Raw genomic sequence first — 14928 nt, 5'->3', positions numbered from 1 at the left:
CTGGCGCCCACATCTGCCGATGTGGTGCGGGTCACACTAGCCAGCACCAGGAGGTCAGGTTGACGGAACGGGCCAGGGTGACCTGACACATCGTCAGACGGGTGCTACCGATGCACCGCTGCGCCGGGCGCAGCAAGGGCCCGAGCGGACCTGGCCGGGGAGCTAGCCCCGGGCTCCCATGAACATCACGCGCAGCTGGTCGTAGGCCTCGATGCAACGCCCGGCGCCCATGACCACGGCCTCGAGGGGGGCGTCGACGAGCGTCACCGGGATCTCGGTCTCCTCGGCGATGCGGTGGGCCAGGCCCTTGAGCATGCCGCCGCCGCCCACCAGGTGCATGCCCCGCAGGATGAGGTCGTGGGCCAGCTCGGGCGGGGCCTCGCCGAGGCAGGCGATGACGGAGTCGACGATGGACGCGACCGGCTCGGCGATGGCCTCGCGCACCTCCTCCGGCGAGAGGATCACCGTCTTGGGCAGGCCGCTCATGAGGTCGCGGCCGCGCACCTCGGCCTTCACCTCGTCCTGCACCGGCCACGCCGAGCCGATGGCGACCTTGATCTCCTCGGCCGTGCGCTCGCCCACGGCGATGCCGTACTCGCGCCGGATGAACGACTGGATGGCGGCGTCGATGTCGAACGACCCGACCCGCACGGCCTGCAGCGCCACCACGCCGCCGAGGCTGATCAGCGCCGTCTCGGAGGTGCCGCCGCCGACGTCGATGACCATGTTGGCGATGGGCTCGTTGACCGGGAGGTAGGCGCCGAGGGCGGCGGCCATCGGCTGCTCGATGAGCTGGGCGTCGGCGGCGCCGGCCCGGCGGGCGGCCTCGGTGACGGCGCGGCGCTCGACCTCGGTGATGGCCGACGGCACGCAGATGACCACGCGGGGCCGGTTGAACTTCGACACGCCGGCGCGCTGGAGCAGCAGCCGGATCATGCGCTGGGTCACGTCGAAGTCGGTGATGGCGCCCTGGCGCAGGGGCCGGACGGCGACGATGTAGCCGGGCGTGCGCCCGATCATCTGCCACGCCTCCTGGCCCATGGCCAGCACGTCGCCGGTCTGCTGGTTCAGGGCGATCACCGACGGCTCGTTCAGGACGATGCCCTGGCCCTTGGCGTAGACGAGCGTGTTGGCGGTACCGAGGTCGATCGCGAGGTCGCGCGCCATCAGGTGGGCCGATCCTGGCCCGGCGGGCGCCGGGGGCCCGACGGCCCGCCGGGCCCGGGACCGGCGCCGGGGTCCGGCCGGCGGCGCGGGGCGGGAGCGGCATCCGGCGACAGGGCGTCCATCTCGCGGCGGAAGGAGTCGACCCCGGACTGGAGGGAGGTGGGCTGGCGGTTGCGCACCCAGCTGACCGATGCGGCGATGGCCACCACGGCCACGGGCACGAGGATGAAGAGGAGCACGCCCATCAGGCGGTCACCTCGTGGCGCTCGACCGGAGCGCCGTGGCCCTCGCGGTGGTCGCACCGGCCCCAGTCGACCCCGCCGTCGTGGTGCTCGCGCTTCCAGATCGGCGCTGCGGCCTTGACCTCGTCGATGGCCCAGCGGGCCGCCTCGAAGGCGGCGTCGCGGTGCGGGGTGCTGACGGCGACCACCACGGCGACGTCGGTGACGGCGAGGGCCCCGGTGCGGTGCCACAGCGCCACCCGCCCCAGGTCCGGGTGGCGGCGGCGGAGCTCGGCGGCGACGGTGCGCAGGACGGGCACGACGTGCTCTTCGTAGGCCTCGTACTCCAGCAGGGTGACGCCGGTGCGCCCATCGGCGTGGTCCCGCGCCGTGCCGGTGAAGGTGACCACCGCGCCACAGGACGGCACGACGGCCCAGCTCGGCGCGGCGCCGGGGTCGAGGGCTGCGTCCACGCACGCGAGCCAGTCGTCGCCCGCAGGCGGCGCGGCGAGCGGCTGCTGGTCGACGGGCACCCCCCCATCGTAGGGGTCATGCCGCGGCCAAACCCGCCGGAGGGGTCGTTACCATCGCCACCCATGCCGTTCGACGACGATCCCGACGACGAACGGCCCGTCCCCGACCGACTGCTGCCCCCCGAGGACCGACTCTGGCGGCACCCGTCCGAGCTGGGTGCGGGCGTGGCCCACCCGTTCGTGGGATCCGCCCCGGCGGGCCGGACCGATCGCCGCTCCCCGGCCACGGGTGCGCTCATCGGCGCCTGCCTCGCCGGTGCCGTGGTGGCCTTCGGCGCCATGTGGCTGGCCCGGCCCACCCGGGTGGTCGAGCACGACCTCCCCGCCAACGCCGTGCGCAGCGCCGCCACCACCCAGCAGGCCAGCTTCTCCACCGACCCGGTCCCCACCGAGCGCCTCGCGGCGCAGATGGCGCCCTCGCTCGCCACGCTCCGGGTGGAGCACGACGGCGGCTGGAGCACCAGCAGCGCCCTCTGGATCGACGACCGGGGCACCCTCGCCGCCGCCATGCCCGTCGTGGTCGGCGCCACCCAGCTCGTGGTGGTCGGCGACGACGGCGTGAGCCGCAAGGCCCGCCTCGCCGGCGTCGACGCCGCCACCGGCATCGCCTCGCTGGTGGTCGACCGCACCGCCGGCACCCCGATCACGCTGGCCACCAGCAAGCTCAAGGCCGGCGAGCCCGCAGCCCTCGTGGGGGCACCGGGCGGCGACGCCGGCAACGACGACGGCCACGCCACCGTGTCGTCGGTCCTGGTCCGGTCCGTCAGCCTGCGGGCCACCGTCGGCGACCTCGTCCTGCACGACGCCGTCCAGCTCGATCGCGAGGTGCCGGCCGACGCCCTCGGCGGCGCCCTGGTCGACGTCGACGGCGGCCTCCTCGGCATGGTGCTCGGCAACTCCGGCGAGCACCAACTGGGCACGGTCGCCTCCGGCGCAGCGGTGATCGACACCGCCTCCGCGCTGCGCGACGACGGCGAGGTCCGCCGCGCCTGGCTCGGGGTCGAGGCCGTCGACCTCGACCCCGGCCAGGCCTCGCTGCTCGAGGTCGAGGGCGGCGCCCACCTCACCGAGGTCACCCCAGGCAGCCCGGCCGCCAAGGCCGGCCTGCGCCCCGGCGACGTCGTCACCGCCGTCGGCGGCCGCCCCGTCGACGACGCCAGCGACCTCGTCGTCGGCCTCCGCAGCCGCGAGCCCGGCGACCGCACGGTCGTGGAGGTCCGCCGAGCCGGCAAGACCCGCCAGCTCACCGCCACCCTCGGCGGCTGAAGCCACCCCCTCCGCCGAACTCGTCGCACAAACGGACCCGGGCGTCGTCCAACTGCGACAAGTTCCGGGAGCGCGACCGCCACTCCACGAACTCGTCGCAGAAACCGACCCCGGCGTCGTCCAAGTGCGACAAGTTCCCGGGCGCACGACCGACCCACGGGCCGCCACCCACGTCCGAGCCACCGAACTCGTCGCAGAAACCGACCGATGCGTCGGCCAACTGCGACGAGTTCCCGAGTCGGCAGGAGGCGCGGCGTCCGGCGCCTCCGGGCGGGGCGTCAGCGCTGGCGGCGGCGGCGGACGAGGGCGACGACGCCGGCGACGGTGCCGGCGAGGGCCACGCCGGTCACGCCGAGGGCGAGCTCCTGGCGCTTCTGGGGGCTGATCGACTCGATGGCGCGGGCCTCGTGGCCGGCGACGTAGGCCTCTTCGTTGCTGTGGCTCGCGGTCCAGCCCGTCTCGGCGAGGCGGTCGTTGGCCACCACCCACGGGTGGCGGGCGTAGGCGAGGATGCCGGGCGGGGTGGGCGCCAGGCGGAGCCGCCAGCGCCAGTTCGCCACGGCCACGGCCACCCGCTCGGGCAGGCGCAGCTTGGGCACCGGGTCGAGCGCCTTGCGCTCGGTGGGGGTGAGCCAGCCGTCGGGGGCCACGTTGACGGGCCCCTGCAGCCCGCTGGCCCACGCCGCCACCACGGCCGAGGCGAGGTCGTCGAGGTGGAGGTACTGCGCCGGGGTGTCGTCGCCGGTGGGCAGGCGGGACGCGGCGTGGAGCGCCTCGGCCAGCCAGCCGCCGGCGCCCTCGTGCACGGTGGTGGCGGGGCGGAGGCGGGCGACGGTGGCCGAAGGGTGGTCGGCGGCCCAGTCGGCGGCGAGGCGCTCGATCTCGGCCTTCTGCACGGCGAAGGACAGGCCCGGGTGGGGTCGCAGCGGTGCCTCTTCGGTGAGCGGCACGGCGTTGTTCGCCCACGGGCCGTAGACGGTGGCGCTCGAGATCAGCACGACCCGCTCGGCACCCGCCTTGTCGGCGGCGGCCAGCACCCGACGGGCGAGGGTCACCTCGACGGCGTCGGCGATCTCCGGGCCCCACATGGCCGGACCGAACACCGAGGCCAGGTGGAGGACGCCGTCGGCCCCTTCGAAGGAGGCGGTGAGGTCGGCGGTGGCCAGGTCGAGCCGGTGCAGCTCGACGCCGGGGGCGTCGGCGGCGCGCAGGTCGACCGCCACGACCGACGTCACGTCGTCGCGCTCGGCGAGCAGCGCCGCCACCCGTCGGCCGAGCGGGCTCGCCGCTCCGGTCACCACCAGTCGTGCCATGAGGGGAGCTTGCCTGCCCGAAGGCCACCGCTGCCAGACGTGGGAACCGCCCACGGGGCTTGCGTCGCCGGCCCCGCCGATGTCCGAGCGCGCAGATCGGGTCCTACGATGCCTCCATGACCTCCGGCAGCAACCCGTTCGAGGGGATGCCCTTCTTCGGAGACCTCCTCAAGATGCTCGGGACCCAGGGCCCCGTGCAGTGGGACGGCGCCCGGCAGCTGGCGCTGTCGATCGCCACCGGCGGCGAGAGCGAGCCCAACGTCGATCCGCTGGAGCGCATCCGCTTCGAGCAGCTGGCGCGGGTGGCCGACCTGCACGTCTCGCAGGCCACCGGCCTCTCCACCTCCACCACCGGCCGCTCCGTCACCATCTCCCCCGTGAACCGCACGCAGTGGGCCCTCACCACGCTCGATGCGTTCAAGCCGCTCATCGAGCGCATGGCCGTCGCCCTGCACCCGCCCACGCCGGGCGCCACCGGTCACCCGGCCATCCCGGCCGTCCCCACCGACGACGCCTCCGGCGACCCCACCGAGGCCTGGCTGGGCCAGATCATGGGCCTGCTCAGCCCGATGCTGCTCGGGATGACCACCGGCTCGCTGGTGGGCCACCTGGCCAACCGCAGCTTCGGCCTCTTCGACCTTCCCATCCCCCGCCCGCCCAGCGACGACCTGCTGGTGGTGGCCACCAACATCGAGGCCTTCGGCACCGACTGGTCCATGGACGGCGACGACCTCCGCCTCTGGGTCTGCCTCCACCAGCTCACCCACCACGCCGTGCTCGGCCTCCCCCACGTCCGCGCCCGGCTCGACGAGCTGCTCGGCGACTACGCCGGCGCCTTCGAGTCCGATCCCGATGCCCTGGGCTCGAAGCTCGGCGACCTCGACGTCGATCCCACCGGCGGGGACCCCATGGCCCGCTTCCAGGAGCTCATGGGCGATCCCGAGGTCGTGCTCGGCGCGGTGCGGTCGGCCCGCCAGGAGGAGCTCCTCCCCTGGCTCGAGACGCTGGTGTCCACCATCGTCGGCTACGTCGACCACATCATGGACCGCATCGGCGGCGGGCTCATCGGCTCCTACGGCCAGATCACCGAGGCCATGCACCGCCGTCGGGTGGAGTCCTCCTCCAGCGACCGCTTCGTGGAGCGGCTCCTCGGCCTCGACCTCACCCAGGACCACTTCGACCGGGGCCGGGCGTTCGTCGACGGCATCGTCGAGCGGGCGGGAGCCGAGGGGCTCGAGAAGCTCTGGAGCAGCGCCGAGGTGCTGCCCACGCCCAACGAGCTCACCGCCCCCGGCCTCTGGCTCGCCCGCGTGGGCATCGAGGTCGAGCTCGACCTCGACACCACCTTCGACTTCGACGACCTCTCGGCCCTCGACGACGGCGACGAGCCCACCCCCGACGCCTGAGGTCCCGGCCGGCAGCCCGGCCACGGATTCCTGTCGTTCGGGGTCGCCCAGCGACCCAGGGCGACGGGAATCGCCGCACCTCCGCCATTCCTGTCGTTCGGGGTCGCCCAGCGACCCGGGGCGACGGGAATCGTTCGGCGAGGCGGTCAGCCGGCGTCGAGGTCGACGAGGCGGGACGACACGATGGCGCCGGCGGCCAGGTCGAGGACGGCGAGGGTGTGGACGGGCGCCCGGCGCTTCCAGGTGCAGGAGCCGGGGTTGAGCAGGCGCTGGCCGTCGACGCCGACCTCGTCGCAGGGCTCGTGGCTGTGGCCGAACACCACCAGGTCGGCGTCGGGGAACCAGCGGTGCAGGCGGGCCGGGCGACCGGCCCGGGCCCCGCTGTCGTGGACCACGGCCACGCGGACGCCGGCGACGGCCAGCTCCAGCCGTTCCGGGAGGATGCCCACCAGGCCGTGGTCGTTGTTGCCGAGCACCGCCTCCACCGGGGCGAAGCCGCGGAGCTCGTGCAGGAGGTCCTCGGTGACGACGTCGCCGGCGTGGACGATCAGGTCGGCGCGCTCGAGGTGGCCGTAGGCGGCGTCCGGCAGGCGGCGACGGGTGCCGTCGCCCACGTGGGTGTCCGACAGCACCACCACCCGGGTGGCGGCCGGCGCCGGCTCCTCAGCGCCCACGGGGCGAGTCGGGCGTCCAGGGGTACGGGTTGTCGATGTCCGGGTCGACGTCGGCGAGGTAGCCGTCGTCGTGGGGCTCCGGCGGCGGCTGCCACGGGAACTCGGCGCCGTCGTCCGGCGGCGCCCACGCCGTGGGCGAGCTCGCAGCCAGGTCGTCGTAGGGCGCGGCCACTGCGGTGGGCGCCTCTTCCGGGGCACGGCGGCGACGGCCGCGCCGCCGCGGGTGGTCGGCCTCGAGCTCGGTCACCGGCTCGGTGGCGACGTGGGTGGCGCCGTCGGCCCACTCCGGCTCCGGCCAGCTCGCCGGGTCGTCGCCCAGGCCCTCGGCCTCGATGGCGGCGCCGTAGCCGGGCTCGATCGGGTAGCCGTCGTCGTCGTAGCCGTCGTCCTCGGCGCTGCGCCCGGCCCGGATGCGGCGGAAGGCGGCGCGGGGCGCGCCGGCCAGGCGGCCCCGGACCTCGCCGGACACCTCGGCGAAGCGGTCCTCGATCTCGACCGCTGCCGCGGTGGCGGCCGACTGGTGGGTGCCCATGCGGTGGGCGTAGGCGAGGCGGGCGACGGCGTAGGAGGTGAGGGCGATGACCGCCAGCACGAACACCACGGCGAACCCGACGCTGATCGACATGGTGACCGCCACCGGCACCAGGGCGCCGATGACCCACGTGACCTGGAAGCGGGTCTCGAACTTGGCGAAGGCGCGGCCGCGGTTGGCGTCCGGTGCGTCTCGCTGGAGGATCGAGTCGAAGGCGAGCTTGCCGCCGCCGGCGGCGAAGCCGACGCAGGCGCCGAGGATGGTGGCGCCCACGACGTCGCCGATCACGAGCGCGATGAGGCCACCGGCCACCAGCAGGCCGAGCACGCCGGTGAGCAGGTTCTCCTCGCTGGTGAGCGAGCGGATGCGAGGCCCGGCCGCGGCGCCGGCGAGCTGGCTGATGACGCTGGCGCCGCCGACCACGCCGAACTGCCACGCCGGGCGATCGCCGCCCCGGAAGTCGAAGGCGACCAGCAGGGTGAGGAAGCCCACACAGGCCCGGATGAGCCCCATGGCCGAGCCGGCCATGACGATGCCGGCGCCGCGCAGCTCGTGGCGCTCGGTCTCGTCGGCCGACTCCTCGGCCACCCGGATGCCGGTGATGCCGAAGGCCAGCACCGCCGCTGCGGCGTAGGTGACCATGCCGAGGCCGAGCGACCACTGCGGGCCGAACAGCTTGAGCAGGATGCCGGCGGGCACGATGCCCACGAAGCCGGAGATGCCCGAGATCAGCGACAGCTTGGAGTTGGCCTCCACCAGCTCGGTGGCGCTGCGCACCACCGTGGGCACGAGGGCGCTGCGGGCCACCTGGTACGCCTTCTGGCACACCAGCAGGCACAGGGCGTAGAGGAAGAAGAGCAGGCTGCCGCCGTTGATGACGGTGGCCATGAGGTAGCAGAGCAGGGACCGGAGCAGGAGGCTGCCGATCACCATCAGGCGGTGACCGCCCTTCATCCGGTCGATCATGGGCCCGATCAGCGGCGAGACCACCGCGAACGGGAGCATCGTGATCACCAGGTAGCGCAGCACCGGCACCCGGGCGTCGCCGGCGGGCAGGGTGAAGAACAGCGAGCCGGCGAGCGAGGCCGCCACCATGGCGTCGGCCATGGCCGAGCCCGCGTGGGTGCGGGCCATGCGGGCGAAGGGCGTGACGATGAACGCCTTGGCCCCCGCCGGGGTGCCCGGGCGGGGCACGGCGAAGGCGTTGGCGGGGTCGGTCACGGCACCCATCGTACGGAACCCGTCTGACGGCGGCGACGGCGGGGTGGGCGGGGCACGGCCGCCGTCCTACCCGGCGCGGGCCGGAGCGAGGCCTCGATCAGGCGCGGACGGGCTTGGGGGTCTCGTACTTGTAGCCCAGGCCCCGGATGGTGACGATGCGGGTGGGGTTGGAGGGGTCCTCCTCGACCTTGGCGCGGAGCCGCTTCACGTGGACGTCGAGGGTCTTGGTGTCGCCCACGTAGTCGTGGCCCCACACCCGGTCGATCAGGACCTCGCGAGGCAGGACCCGGCCGGCGTTCTCGAGCAGCAGGGTCAGCAGCTCGAACTCCTTCAGCGGCAGGGCCACGTCGTCTCCCCGGATCAGCACCTCGTGGCGGGCCGGGTCGAGCGAGACGTCGCCCACGGCCAGCACGTCGGCGGGATCGCCGTCGAGCGCCACGGCGTCACCGGGCGAGCGGCGCAGCACCGCCCGCATGCGGGCCACCAGCTCGCGCAGCCGGTAGGGCTTGGACACGTAGTCGTCGGCGCCGACCTCGAGGCCCACCACGGTGTCGATCTCGGAGCCCTTGGCGGTGACCATGATGATCGGCACCTTCGACTTCTTGCGCAGCTCGCGGCAGACGTCGATGCCCGAGACCTTGGGCAGCATCACGTCGAGCAGCACCAGGTCCGGCGCCACCGCGTCGAACAGGTCGAGGGCCTCGGCCCCGTCGCGGGCCACCTGCACGCGGAAGCCCTCGCGGGCGAGGCCGACCGTGAGGGCGTCGATGAAGCTGTCCTCGTCCTCGACGACGAGGATCGTGGTGGTCGGTGCAGACATGGGGCGTTCCTTCTGGGCAACTGGGGCCAGGCTCATGAGACGGCCTCCTCTGGGGTGGGAGCGGGGGTGCGGACGTCGGGCGCGGGCTCGAGCGGCAGGGCGGCGAGCCCGGGCCCGGCCGGCAGCCGGAGGGTGAAGGTGGAGCCCTCACCCTCGCGAGAGGTGACGGTGACCTCGCCGTCGTGGTTGGCGACCACGTGGCGGACGATGGCGAGGCCGAGGCCGGTGCCGCCGGTGTCGCGGCTGCGGGCCCGGTCGACCCGGTAGAAGCGCTCGAAGACCCGTTCGAGGTCCCGGGCCGGGATCCCGATCCCCTGGTCGGCCACGTCGATGCAGACCACGTCACCCTCGAGGCGGCTGCTCAGGCACACCTCGGCGCCGGCGTCGGAGTACTTCACGGCGTTGTCGCACAGGTTGGCGACCGCGGACACGAGCTGGCGGCGGTCGCCCACCACGCTGAGCCGGCGGGCCGGCTCGGCCACGGCGAGGCGCACGTCGGCCAGCTCGGCGCCGGGCCGGGTGCGGTCGACCGCTTCGGCCAGCACGAGGTGGACCGGGACGACCTCGCGGTCCGGCAGCTCGCTCGACTCGATCTGGCTCAACTGGAGGAGGTCGTCGATGGTGCGGGCCACCCGGAACGCCTCGCGCTGCATCTTGCCGGCCAGGCGCTGGGAGACGACCGGGTCGGTCTCCTCGGCCAGCGTCTCGGCCAGCAGCCCGAGGGCGCCGACCGGCGTCTTGAGCTCGTGGCTGATGTTGGCCACGAAGTCCCGGCGCACGGCGTCGAGCCGCTGGCGCTCGGAGACGTCCTCGACCACGAGGAAGGCGCCCTCGCCGACGCCGGTGCTGCCCTCGAGGGGGACGGCCCGCAGCTGCAGGGCGCGCCGCGGTGGCCCGTAGAGGTCGAGCGTGCGGGTGGTGGCCTCGCCCTGCACGGCTGCGGCGATCAGCTCCGCGATGGCCGACTCGACCAGCGCCTCGCTGTGGCGGGCGGCGAAGAAGCCCGATGCCGCCCGGTTGCGGAAGACCACCTGCCCGTCGGCGTCGGCCAGCACGATCCCCTGGGGGATCACGTCGAGGGCGCCGACGAGGCGATCGGCGGTGGCGGTGGTGGCGGCCTGGTGGGCGAAGTGCTGGTCGACGGCGCGCACGAGCCGCTCGGCGGCGTCGTCGACCGACGTGGACCCGGGACCGGGGGCACGCTCGAAGCGGCCCCGGAGCGCGTCGAGCCGCTGCCGGACCTGGTTGGCGCGGAACATCAGCTCCGCCTCCGGGCGCCCAGGTCGGCCACGGCGCTAGGCGTCCGGACCGTCGGGCTCGGTGCGCGCCGCGGCGCGAGCGGCGCCGGTGTGCTCGGGCAGCCACCCGGTGACCATGTAGCGCACCCGCTCGCCGATGTTCACAGCGTGGTCGCCGATGCGCTCGTAGTACCGACCGACCAGGGCGAGCTGCACGCCCGCCTCGAGGTCGACGTTGCCGGCCCGGTGGCTCTCGAAGATGGCCTGGATGTACTCGGTGTGGAGCGTGTCGAGCCGGTCGTCCATGTCGTCGAGCGCCGCCGCCTTGCCGGCGTCGGCCTCGGCGTAGGAGTCGATGGCCACGAGCATGAGGCGCTGGGCCTCCTCGGCCATGCGCGACACGAGGCCGCGCAGCTTCGGGTCCATCTCGCTGCCGTAGAGCCGACGCATGGCCTTGGCCACGTTGACCATGAGGTCGCCCGAGCGCTCCAGCTCCGACACCAGGCGCAGCGCCGTGACGATGGCGCGCAGGTCGCGGGCCATGGGGGCCTGCAGCACCAGCGCCTGGTAGCAGCGCTCCTCCAGCTCGATGGAGAGGACGTCCAGGTCGTCGTCGGCGTCGATGAGGCGCTGGGCCTCGGCGAGGTCGCTGCCGAGCAGCACCTCGGTGCCCCACGGGATCCGCTCGGTGACCATGGCGGCCAGGCGCACGGTCTCGGCCTGGATGCCGTCGAGCTCGGCGTGGAACTGGGTGCGGATGTCGGACATCGGTGGTGCCTCTCCCTGGTCGGCCACTAGCGGACCTCGTGCGCCAGGTGCCCGGCGTCGCCCGTGACCAGGAAGAGCAGCCGGGCCCCGATGATGCCGGCGTGGTCGGCGATGCGTTCGAGGGATTTCCCAGCGACCAGGGTACGGATCGCCACCGCCGCCGCGCCGGACCCCTGCAGGGCGACCAGCTCCGTGGTGAGCCGCTCCTCGAGGTGGCCGGCGATCGACGGCGTCTCCAGCAGGTGCCGGGCCAGCTCCGCGCTGGGCCCGGACCACGCCCGCATGGCCTCGCGGTAGCGGTCGATGGCGGCGTCGGCCATGGCCAGCAGCAGGTCGTAGGTGCTGGCGTTGCGGGTGAGGAGGGCGAAGTCCGGGGCCAGCTTCACCACCCGCAGGGCGAGGTCGCCGATGCGCTCGAACTCGCCGAGCACCCGCAGGACCGACACCACGAAGCGCAGGTCCCCGGCCACGGGCTGCTCCCGGGCGAGGAGGTCGTAGCAGCGCTCGGTGAGCGACACGCTCATGGCGTCGATGTCGTCGTCGGCGGCGATGGCCTGGTCGGCCAGGGCGAGGTCGCCGGTCTGCAGGACGGTGCGCGTGCGCTCGAGGTTCTGGTCGACGCGGACGGCCATCAGCTCGACCTGCAGGTGCAGCTGGTCGAGCTCGGCGGCGTAGCCGGGCCGCAGGGCGCGGGGCGTGCCTCGCTCGGGGCCGTTGGTGGAGCCGGGGGCGTCGGTCACGATCAGCCGAACCGGCCGGTGACGTAGTCCTCGGTGCGGGAGTCCGAGGGCTGGCTGAAGATCTTCTCGGTCCGGTCGTACTCGACGAGCTCGCCGGTGCGGTCGCCCGACGTGGCGTCGACGTCGACGGAGAAGAAGGCCGTTCGGTCCGAGACCCGGGCGGCCTGCTGCATGTTGTGGGTCACGATGATGATCGTGTACTCGTCCTTCAGCTCCTGCATGAGCTGCTCGATGCGCAGGGTGGCCACCGGGTCGAGCGCCGAGCACGGCTCGTCCATGAGGATGACCTCGGGGCGCACGGCGATGGCCCGGGCGATGCAGAGCCGCTGCTGCTGGCCGCCGGAGAGGCCGAGGGCCGACTTGCCGAGGCGGTCCTTGACCTCGTCCCACAACGCCGACCCCCGCAGCGCCTGCTCGACGATCTCGTCGAGCTCGGCCTTCTTGCGGATGCCGGCCAGCTTGGGGCCGTAGGCGACGTTCTCGAAGATCGACTTGGGGAACGGGTTCGGCTTCTGGAACACCATGCCGATGCGCCGCCGGACCTCGACGGGGTTCACGTCCTTGGCGTACAGGTCGACGCCGTGGAACTTGAGCGAGCCCTCGACCTTGGCCCCGTCGATGAGGTCGTTCATGCGGTTGAAGCACCGGAGCACCGTCGTCTTGCCGCAGCCCGACGGGCCGATGAACGCGGTGATGTCGTTCTTGGCGACGTCGAGCTTGACGCCGCGCACGGCCCGGAAGCCGCTGTAGAGCACGGACAGGTCGGTGACGTCGAACACCGTCGGCGCCGGGGCGCCGTCGGCCGCTGCGCCGGCGTGGGTCAGGCCGCCGAGCGTGGGCGCGGTGGTGACGTCGTCGGCACCGGCGACCTCGTCGACCGGCGATGCGGGCACGGCGTCGGTGGTGGTCTCGGGCGGCATGGAGGGCTCCTCGTCAGGCATGGGGGCGGTGGGCGGTCAACGCATGGTGAACCGTGCGCTCACGGTCCGGGCGATCGTGGTCAGGACCATCACCAGCACGATGAGGGTGAGGGCGGCGCCCCACGCCATCTGCGGCGAGATCTTCCCGCCGTTGGTGATGAGGTTGTAGATCTGGAACGAGAGCGTGGTGCTCTGGCCGGTGACGGTGGTGGCGGCGGCCACGGTGTTGGCGGCGCCGATGGTGAAGAGCACCGGGGCCGTCTCGCCGGCGGCGCGGGCCACGGCGAGCATCGAGCCCGACACCAGGCCGGGGAGCGCGGTGGGCAGGACCACCCGGAGGGTGGTCTTCCAGGTGCGCGAGCCGAGCGCCGCGCTGCCCTCGCGCAGGGCGTTGGGCACCAGCCGGAGCATCTCCTCGCTGGAGCGCACCACGATGGGCAGCATGAGGCAGGCCAGCGCCAGGCTGGCGGCCAGCGCCGAGCGGCCCTGGCCGAACTGCAGCACCCACAGCGTGTAGATGAAGATGCCCATCACGATCGAGGGCACGCCGGTCATCACGTCGGTCATGAAGCGGATGAAGTTGGCCAGCCGGTTCCGCTTGCCGTACTCGTTCAGGTAGATCGCGGCGAGCAGCCCCAGCGGGATGGCCAGCGCGGCCGAGAGCAGCGTGGTGATCAGCGTGCCCACCACGGCCGGGCCGATGCCGGGCTTGGGCTCGGCGATCTTGGGCGCCGCCGAGGTCTTGCAGGAGGCGGTGGGGTCGTACTTCGACACCGTGGCGCAGTCGTTCTTCAGCTCGGTGGCCGCCGCGGTGGTCGGGATGTCCCGGGTGAGGAACTTGGGGCTGATGACGTCGCCGCCCTTGATGAGGACGTTGCCCATCACGAAGAGCAGCGGGAGCATGGCCAGGACGAACGCCGCCGCCATGGCGCCCGTGGCGATCCGGTTGCGGGCGAAGCGGGCGCCCTTGATGGTGCTGACCCGGACGTCGCTCGGGACCTTGAGCCGGTCGGCGACCGACGTGGTCGGCGGGACGGTGGTGGCGGTCATGCGGCGCCCTTCATGCGGCGGTCGACCACGGCCACCAGCCGGCGGGAGCCGACGTTGATGACCATGGTGATGACGAACAGGGTGACGCCGAGGCCGATGAGGGCGGCCCGGAAGTCGCCCGAGGCCTCGGAGAGGTTCCGGGCGATGGCGGCCGGCATGGCGTCGCTCGGCCCGAGGATGTTGGCGGTGATCCGCGGGCTCGACGAGGCGCCGATGAGCAGGGTCACGGCGATGGTCTCGCCCATGGCCCGACCCAGGCCGAGCATCACCGCACCGGTGAGCCCGCCGAGCGAGTGCGGGATCACGACGCCGGTGATCATCTCCGAACGGGTGGCGCCGAGGGCGAGGGCGCCCTCCTTGTCGTTGCGGGGCACCGTGTTGAACACCTCGCGGGAGACCGAGGTGATGATCGGCGTGATCATGATCGCCAGCACGATGCCGGCGGTGAGGAGGCTGGTGCCGGAGGAGCCCTGGCCCAGCACGTCCCGCAGGACCGGCACGCCGTGGACGGAGTCGCCGATGGAGCGGAACAGCTTGCCGAGCGGGACCCGCAGGACCAGCACGCCCACGAGGCCGAAGACCACCGAGGGCACCGCCGCCAGCAGGTCCATGACCGTCGTGATCGAGCGGCGCAGGCGGCGGGGTGCCACCTCGGTGGCGAAGAGGGCGATGCCGATGCTGGTGGGCACGGCGAGCAGCACCCCGATGAACGAGATCACCGCGGTGCCCCAGGCGAAGCCGAGGATCCCGAAGTGCTGCTGGTTCGGGCGCCAGTCGGTGGAGAAGAAGTAGCCGGCGCCGTACTTGGTGAAGGCGGGCCAGGCGCTGCTGGTGGTGCTGTAGGTGATCAGGGCGAGGATCACCAGCACGGTGACGCCGGCGGCGACGGCGAGGCCACGGAAGGCCTTGTCGGGCCCGGCACCCTTGCTCGAGGCCAGGGCGCTGGCCATCTCCGCGGAGGCGGGGGCGGGGCCGTTGGTGGGGAGGTCTACGACGGTCATGGGTCCTCGGGAGGAGAGGGTCGTCCGGGAAACGGTAGAGCCCGGGCCCCCTCGGGGC

The 14928-nt window shown here is 73.4% G+C and carries 15 protein-coding genes; 2 read left to right on the top strand and 13 right to left on the bottom strand.

Going from position 1 to position 14928, the window contains the following annotated elements; all coding sequences use genetic code 11:
- Positions 1-162 precede the first annotated feature (162 nt).
- From KSP35_RS19355 to KSP35_RS19345, 3 genes are read right to left on the bottom strand one after another with little or no spacing between them, the layout of a single operon-like run.
- Positions 163-1167 carry a rod shape-determining protein gene (locus KSP35_RS19355; protein WP_216997407.1) on the bottom strand — a complete coding sequence of 335 codons (1005 nt, stop codon included), beginning with the start codon at positions 1165-1167 and terminating at the stop codon, positions 163-165.
- Positions 1167-1412, bottom strand: a complete 246-nt coding sequence (locus KSP35_RS19350) for a hypothetical protein (RefSeq protein ID WP_216997406.1) — start codon at positions 1410-1412, stop codon at positions 1167-1169. Before KSP35_RS19350 ends, KSP35_RS19355 begins: the two co-directional genes overlap by 1 nt.
- On the bottom strand, positions 1412-1921 hold the full coding sequence (locus KSP35_RS19345; protein WP_216997405.1) for a molybdenum cofactor biosynthesis protein MoaE: 510 nt from the start codon (positions 1919-1921) through the stop codon (positions 1412-1414). Before KSP35_RS19345 ends, KSP35_RS19350 begins: the two co-directional genes overlap by 1 nt.
- A gap of 63 nt (positions 1922-1984) precedes the next feature.
- On the opposite strand from KSP35_RS19345, the gene KSP35_RS19340 reads away from it, so the two are divergent.
- The gene (locus KSP35_RS19340) at positions 1985-3187 is read left to right on the top strand and encodes a S1C family serine protease (RefSeq protein ID WP_216997404.1); all 1203 of its coding nucleotides are present in this window, start codon (positions 1985-1987) and stop codon (positions 3185-3187) included.
- A gap of 278 nt (positions 3188-3465) precedes the next feature.
- On the opposite strand, the gene KSP35_RS19335 is transcribed toward KSP35_RS19340, so the two are convergent.
- The gene (locus tag KSP35_RS19335; protein WP_216997403.1) at positions 3466-4500 is read right to left on the bottom strand and encodes an NAD-dependent epimerase/dehydratase family protein; all 1035 of its coding nucleotides are present in this window, start codon (positions 4498-4500) and stop codon (positions 3466-3468) included.
- Positions 4501-4616: 116 nt separating this feature from the next.
- Here KSP35_RS19335 and KSP35_RS19330 point away from each other — a divergent pair, with 116 nt between their 5' ends.
- Positions 4617-5906: a zinc-dependent metalloprotease gene (locus tag KSP35_RS19330; protein ID WP_216997402.1), complete on the top strand. Its 1290-nt coding sequence runs from the start codon at positions 4617-4619 to the stop codon at positions 5904-5906.
- A gap of 146 nt (positions 5907-6052) precedes the next feature.
- On the opposite strand, the gene KSP35_RS19325 is transcribed toward KSP35_RS19330, so the two are convergent.
- From KSP35_RS19325 to pstC, 9 genes are all read right to left on the bottom strand, one after another.
- Positions 6053-6580, bottom strand: a complete 528-nt coding sequence (locus KSP35_RS19325; protein ID WP_216997401.1) for a metallophosphoesterase family protein — start codon at positions 6578-6580, stop codon at positions 6053-6055.
- The gene (locus tag KSP35_RS19320) at positions 6570-8333 is read right to left on the bottom strand and encodes an MFS transporter (protein ID WP_216997400.1); all 1764 of its coding nucleotides are present in this window, start codon (positions 8331-8333) and stop codon (positions 6570-6572) included. Before KSP35_RS19320 ends, KSP35_RS19325 begins: the two co-directional genes overlap by 11 nt.
- Positions 8334-8430: 97 nt before the next feature.
- Positions 8431-9153, bottom strand: coding sequence for a response regulator transcription factor (locus tag KSP35_RS19315; protein ID WP_216997399.1), 723 nt, complete (start codon positions 9151-9153; stop codon positions 8431-8433).
- A gap of 32 nt (positions 9154-9185) precedes the next feature.
- Positions 9186-10412: a cell wall metabolism sensor histidine kinase WalK gene (locus KSP35_RS19310; RefSeq protein WP_216997398.1), complete on the bottom strand. Its 1227-nt coding sequence runs from the start codon at positions 10410-10412 to the stop codon at positions 9186-9188.
- A gap of 36 nt (positions 10413-10448) precedes the next feature.
- Positions 10449-11159 (bottom strand): phosphate signaling complex protein PhoU, encoded by a 711-nt coding sequence (gene phoU, locus KSP35_RS19305; RefSeq protein WP_216997397.1) that lies wholly within the window; start codon positions 11157-11159, stop codon positions 10449-10451.
- A 26-nt stretch (positions 11160-11185) separates the two neighbouring features.
- A complete protein-coding gene (locus tag KSP35_RS19300) occupies positions 11186-11899 on the bottom strand; it encodes a PhoU domain-containing protein (protein WP_216997396.1) in 714 nt (237 codons plus the stop codon).
- 2 nt (positions 11900-11901) lie between these two features.
- Complete coding sequence (gene pstB, locus KSP35_RS19295; RefSeq protein ID WP_216997395.1) at positions 11902-12819, bottom strand: phosphate ABC transporter ATP-binding protein PstB; 918 nt, start codon at positions 12817-12819, stop codon at positions 11902-11904.
- Positions 12820-12855: 36 nt separating this feature from the next.
- On the bottom strand, positions 12856-13869 hold the full coding sequence (pstA, locus tag KSP35_RS19290) for a phosphate ABC transporter permease PstA (RefSeq protein ID WP_216997394.1): 1014 nt from the start codon (positions 13867-13869) through the stop codon (positions 12856-12858).
- Positions 13866-14870, bottom strand: a complete 1005-nt coding sequence (gene pstC / locus KSP35_RS19285) for a phosphate ABC transporter permease subunit PstC (protein WP_216997393.1) — start codon at positions 14868-14870, stop codon at positions 13866-13868. The genes pstA and pstC overlap by 4 nt, the downstream gene beginning before the upstream one ends.
- Between the last annotated feature and the right edge of the window lie 58 nt (positions 14871-14928).

Source organism: Aquihabitans sp. G128 (assembly GCF_019048865.1).
Classification (GTDB): domain Bacteria; phylum Actinomycetota; class Acidimicrobiia; order Acidimicrobiales; family Iamiaceae; genus Aquihabitans.
This window is presented reverse-complemented; position numbering and strand designations above follow the sequence as displayed.

What these genes read in the sequence shown, in the direction of transcription:
- KSP35_RS19355 (WP_216997407.1), bottom strand. Translation starts at nt 1,167, where the DNA reads ATGGCGCGCGACCTCGCGATCGACCTCGGTACCGCCAACACGCTCGTC.
- KSP35_RS19350 (WP_216997406.1), bottom strand. Translation starts at nt 1,412, where the DNA reads ATGGGCGTGCTCCTCTTCATCCTCGTGCCCGTGGCCGTGGTGGCCATC.
- KSP35_RS19340 (WP_216997404.1), top strand. Translation starts at nt 1,985, where the DNA reads ATGCCGTTCGACGACGATCCCGACGACGAACGGCCCGTCCCCGACCGA.
- KSP35_RS19335 (WP_216997403.1), bottom strand. Translation starts at nt 4,500, where the DNA reads ATGGCACGACTGGTGGTGACCGGAGCGGCGAGCCCGCTCGGCCGACGG.
- KSP35_RS19330 (WP_216997402.1), top strand. Translation starts at nt 4,617, where the DNA reads ATGACCTCCGGCAGCAACCCGTTCGAGGGGATGCCCTTCTTCGGAGAC.
- KSP35_RS19315 (WP_216997399.1), bottom strand. Translation starts at nt 9,153, where the DNA reads ATGTCTGCACCGACCACCACGATCCTCGTCGTCGAGGACGAGGACAGC.
- KSP35_RS19310 (WP_216997398.1), bottom strand. Translation starts at nt 10,412, where the DNA reads ATGTTCCGCGCCAACCAGGTCCGGCAGCGGCTCGACGCGCTCCGGGGC.
- phoU (WP_216997397.1), bottom strand. Translation starts at nt 11,159, where the DNA reads ATGTCCGACATCCGCACCCAGTTCCACGCCGAGCTCGACGGCATCCAG.
- pstB (WP_216997395.1), bottom strand. Translation starts at nt 12,819, where the DNA reads ATGCCGCCCGAGACCACCACCGACGCCGTGCCCGCATCGCCGGTCGAC.
- pstA (WP_216997394.1), bottom strand. Translation starts at nt 13,869, where the DNA reads ATGACCGCCACCACCGTCCCGCCGACCACGTCGGTCGCCGACCGGCTC.
- pstC (WP_216997393.1), bottom strand. Translation starts at nt 14,870, where the DNA reads ATGACCGTCGTAGACCTCCCCACCAACGGCCCCGCCCCCGCCTCCGCG.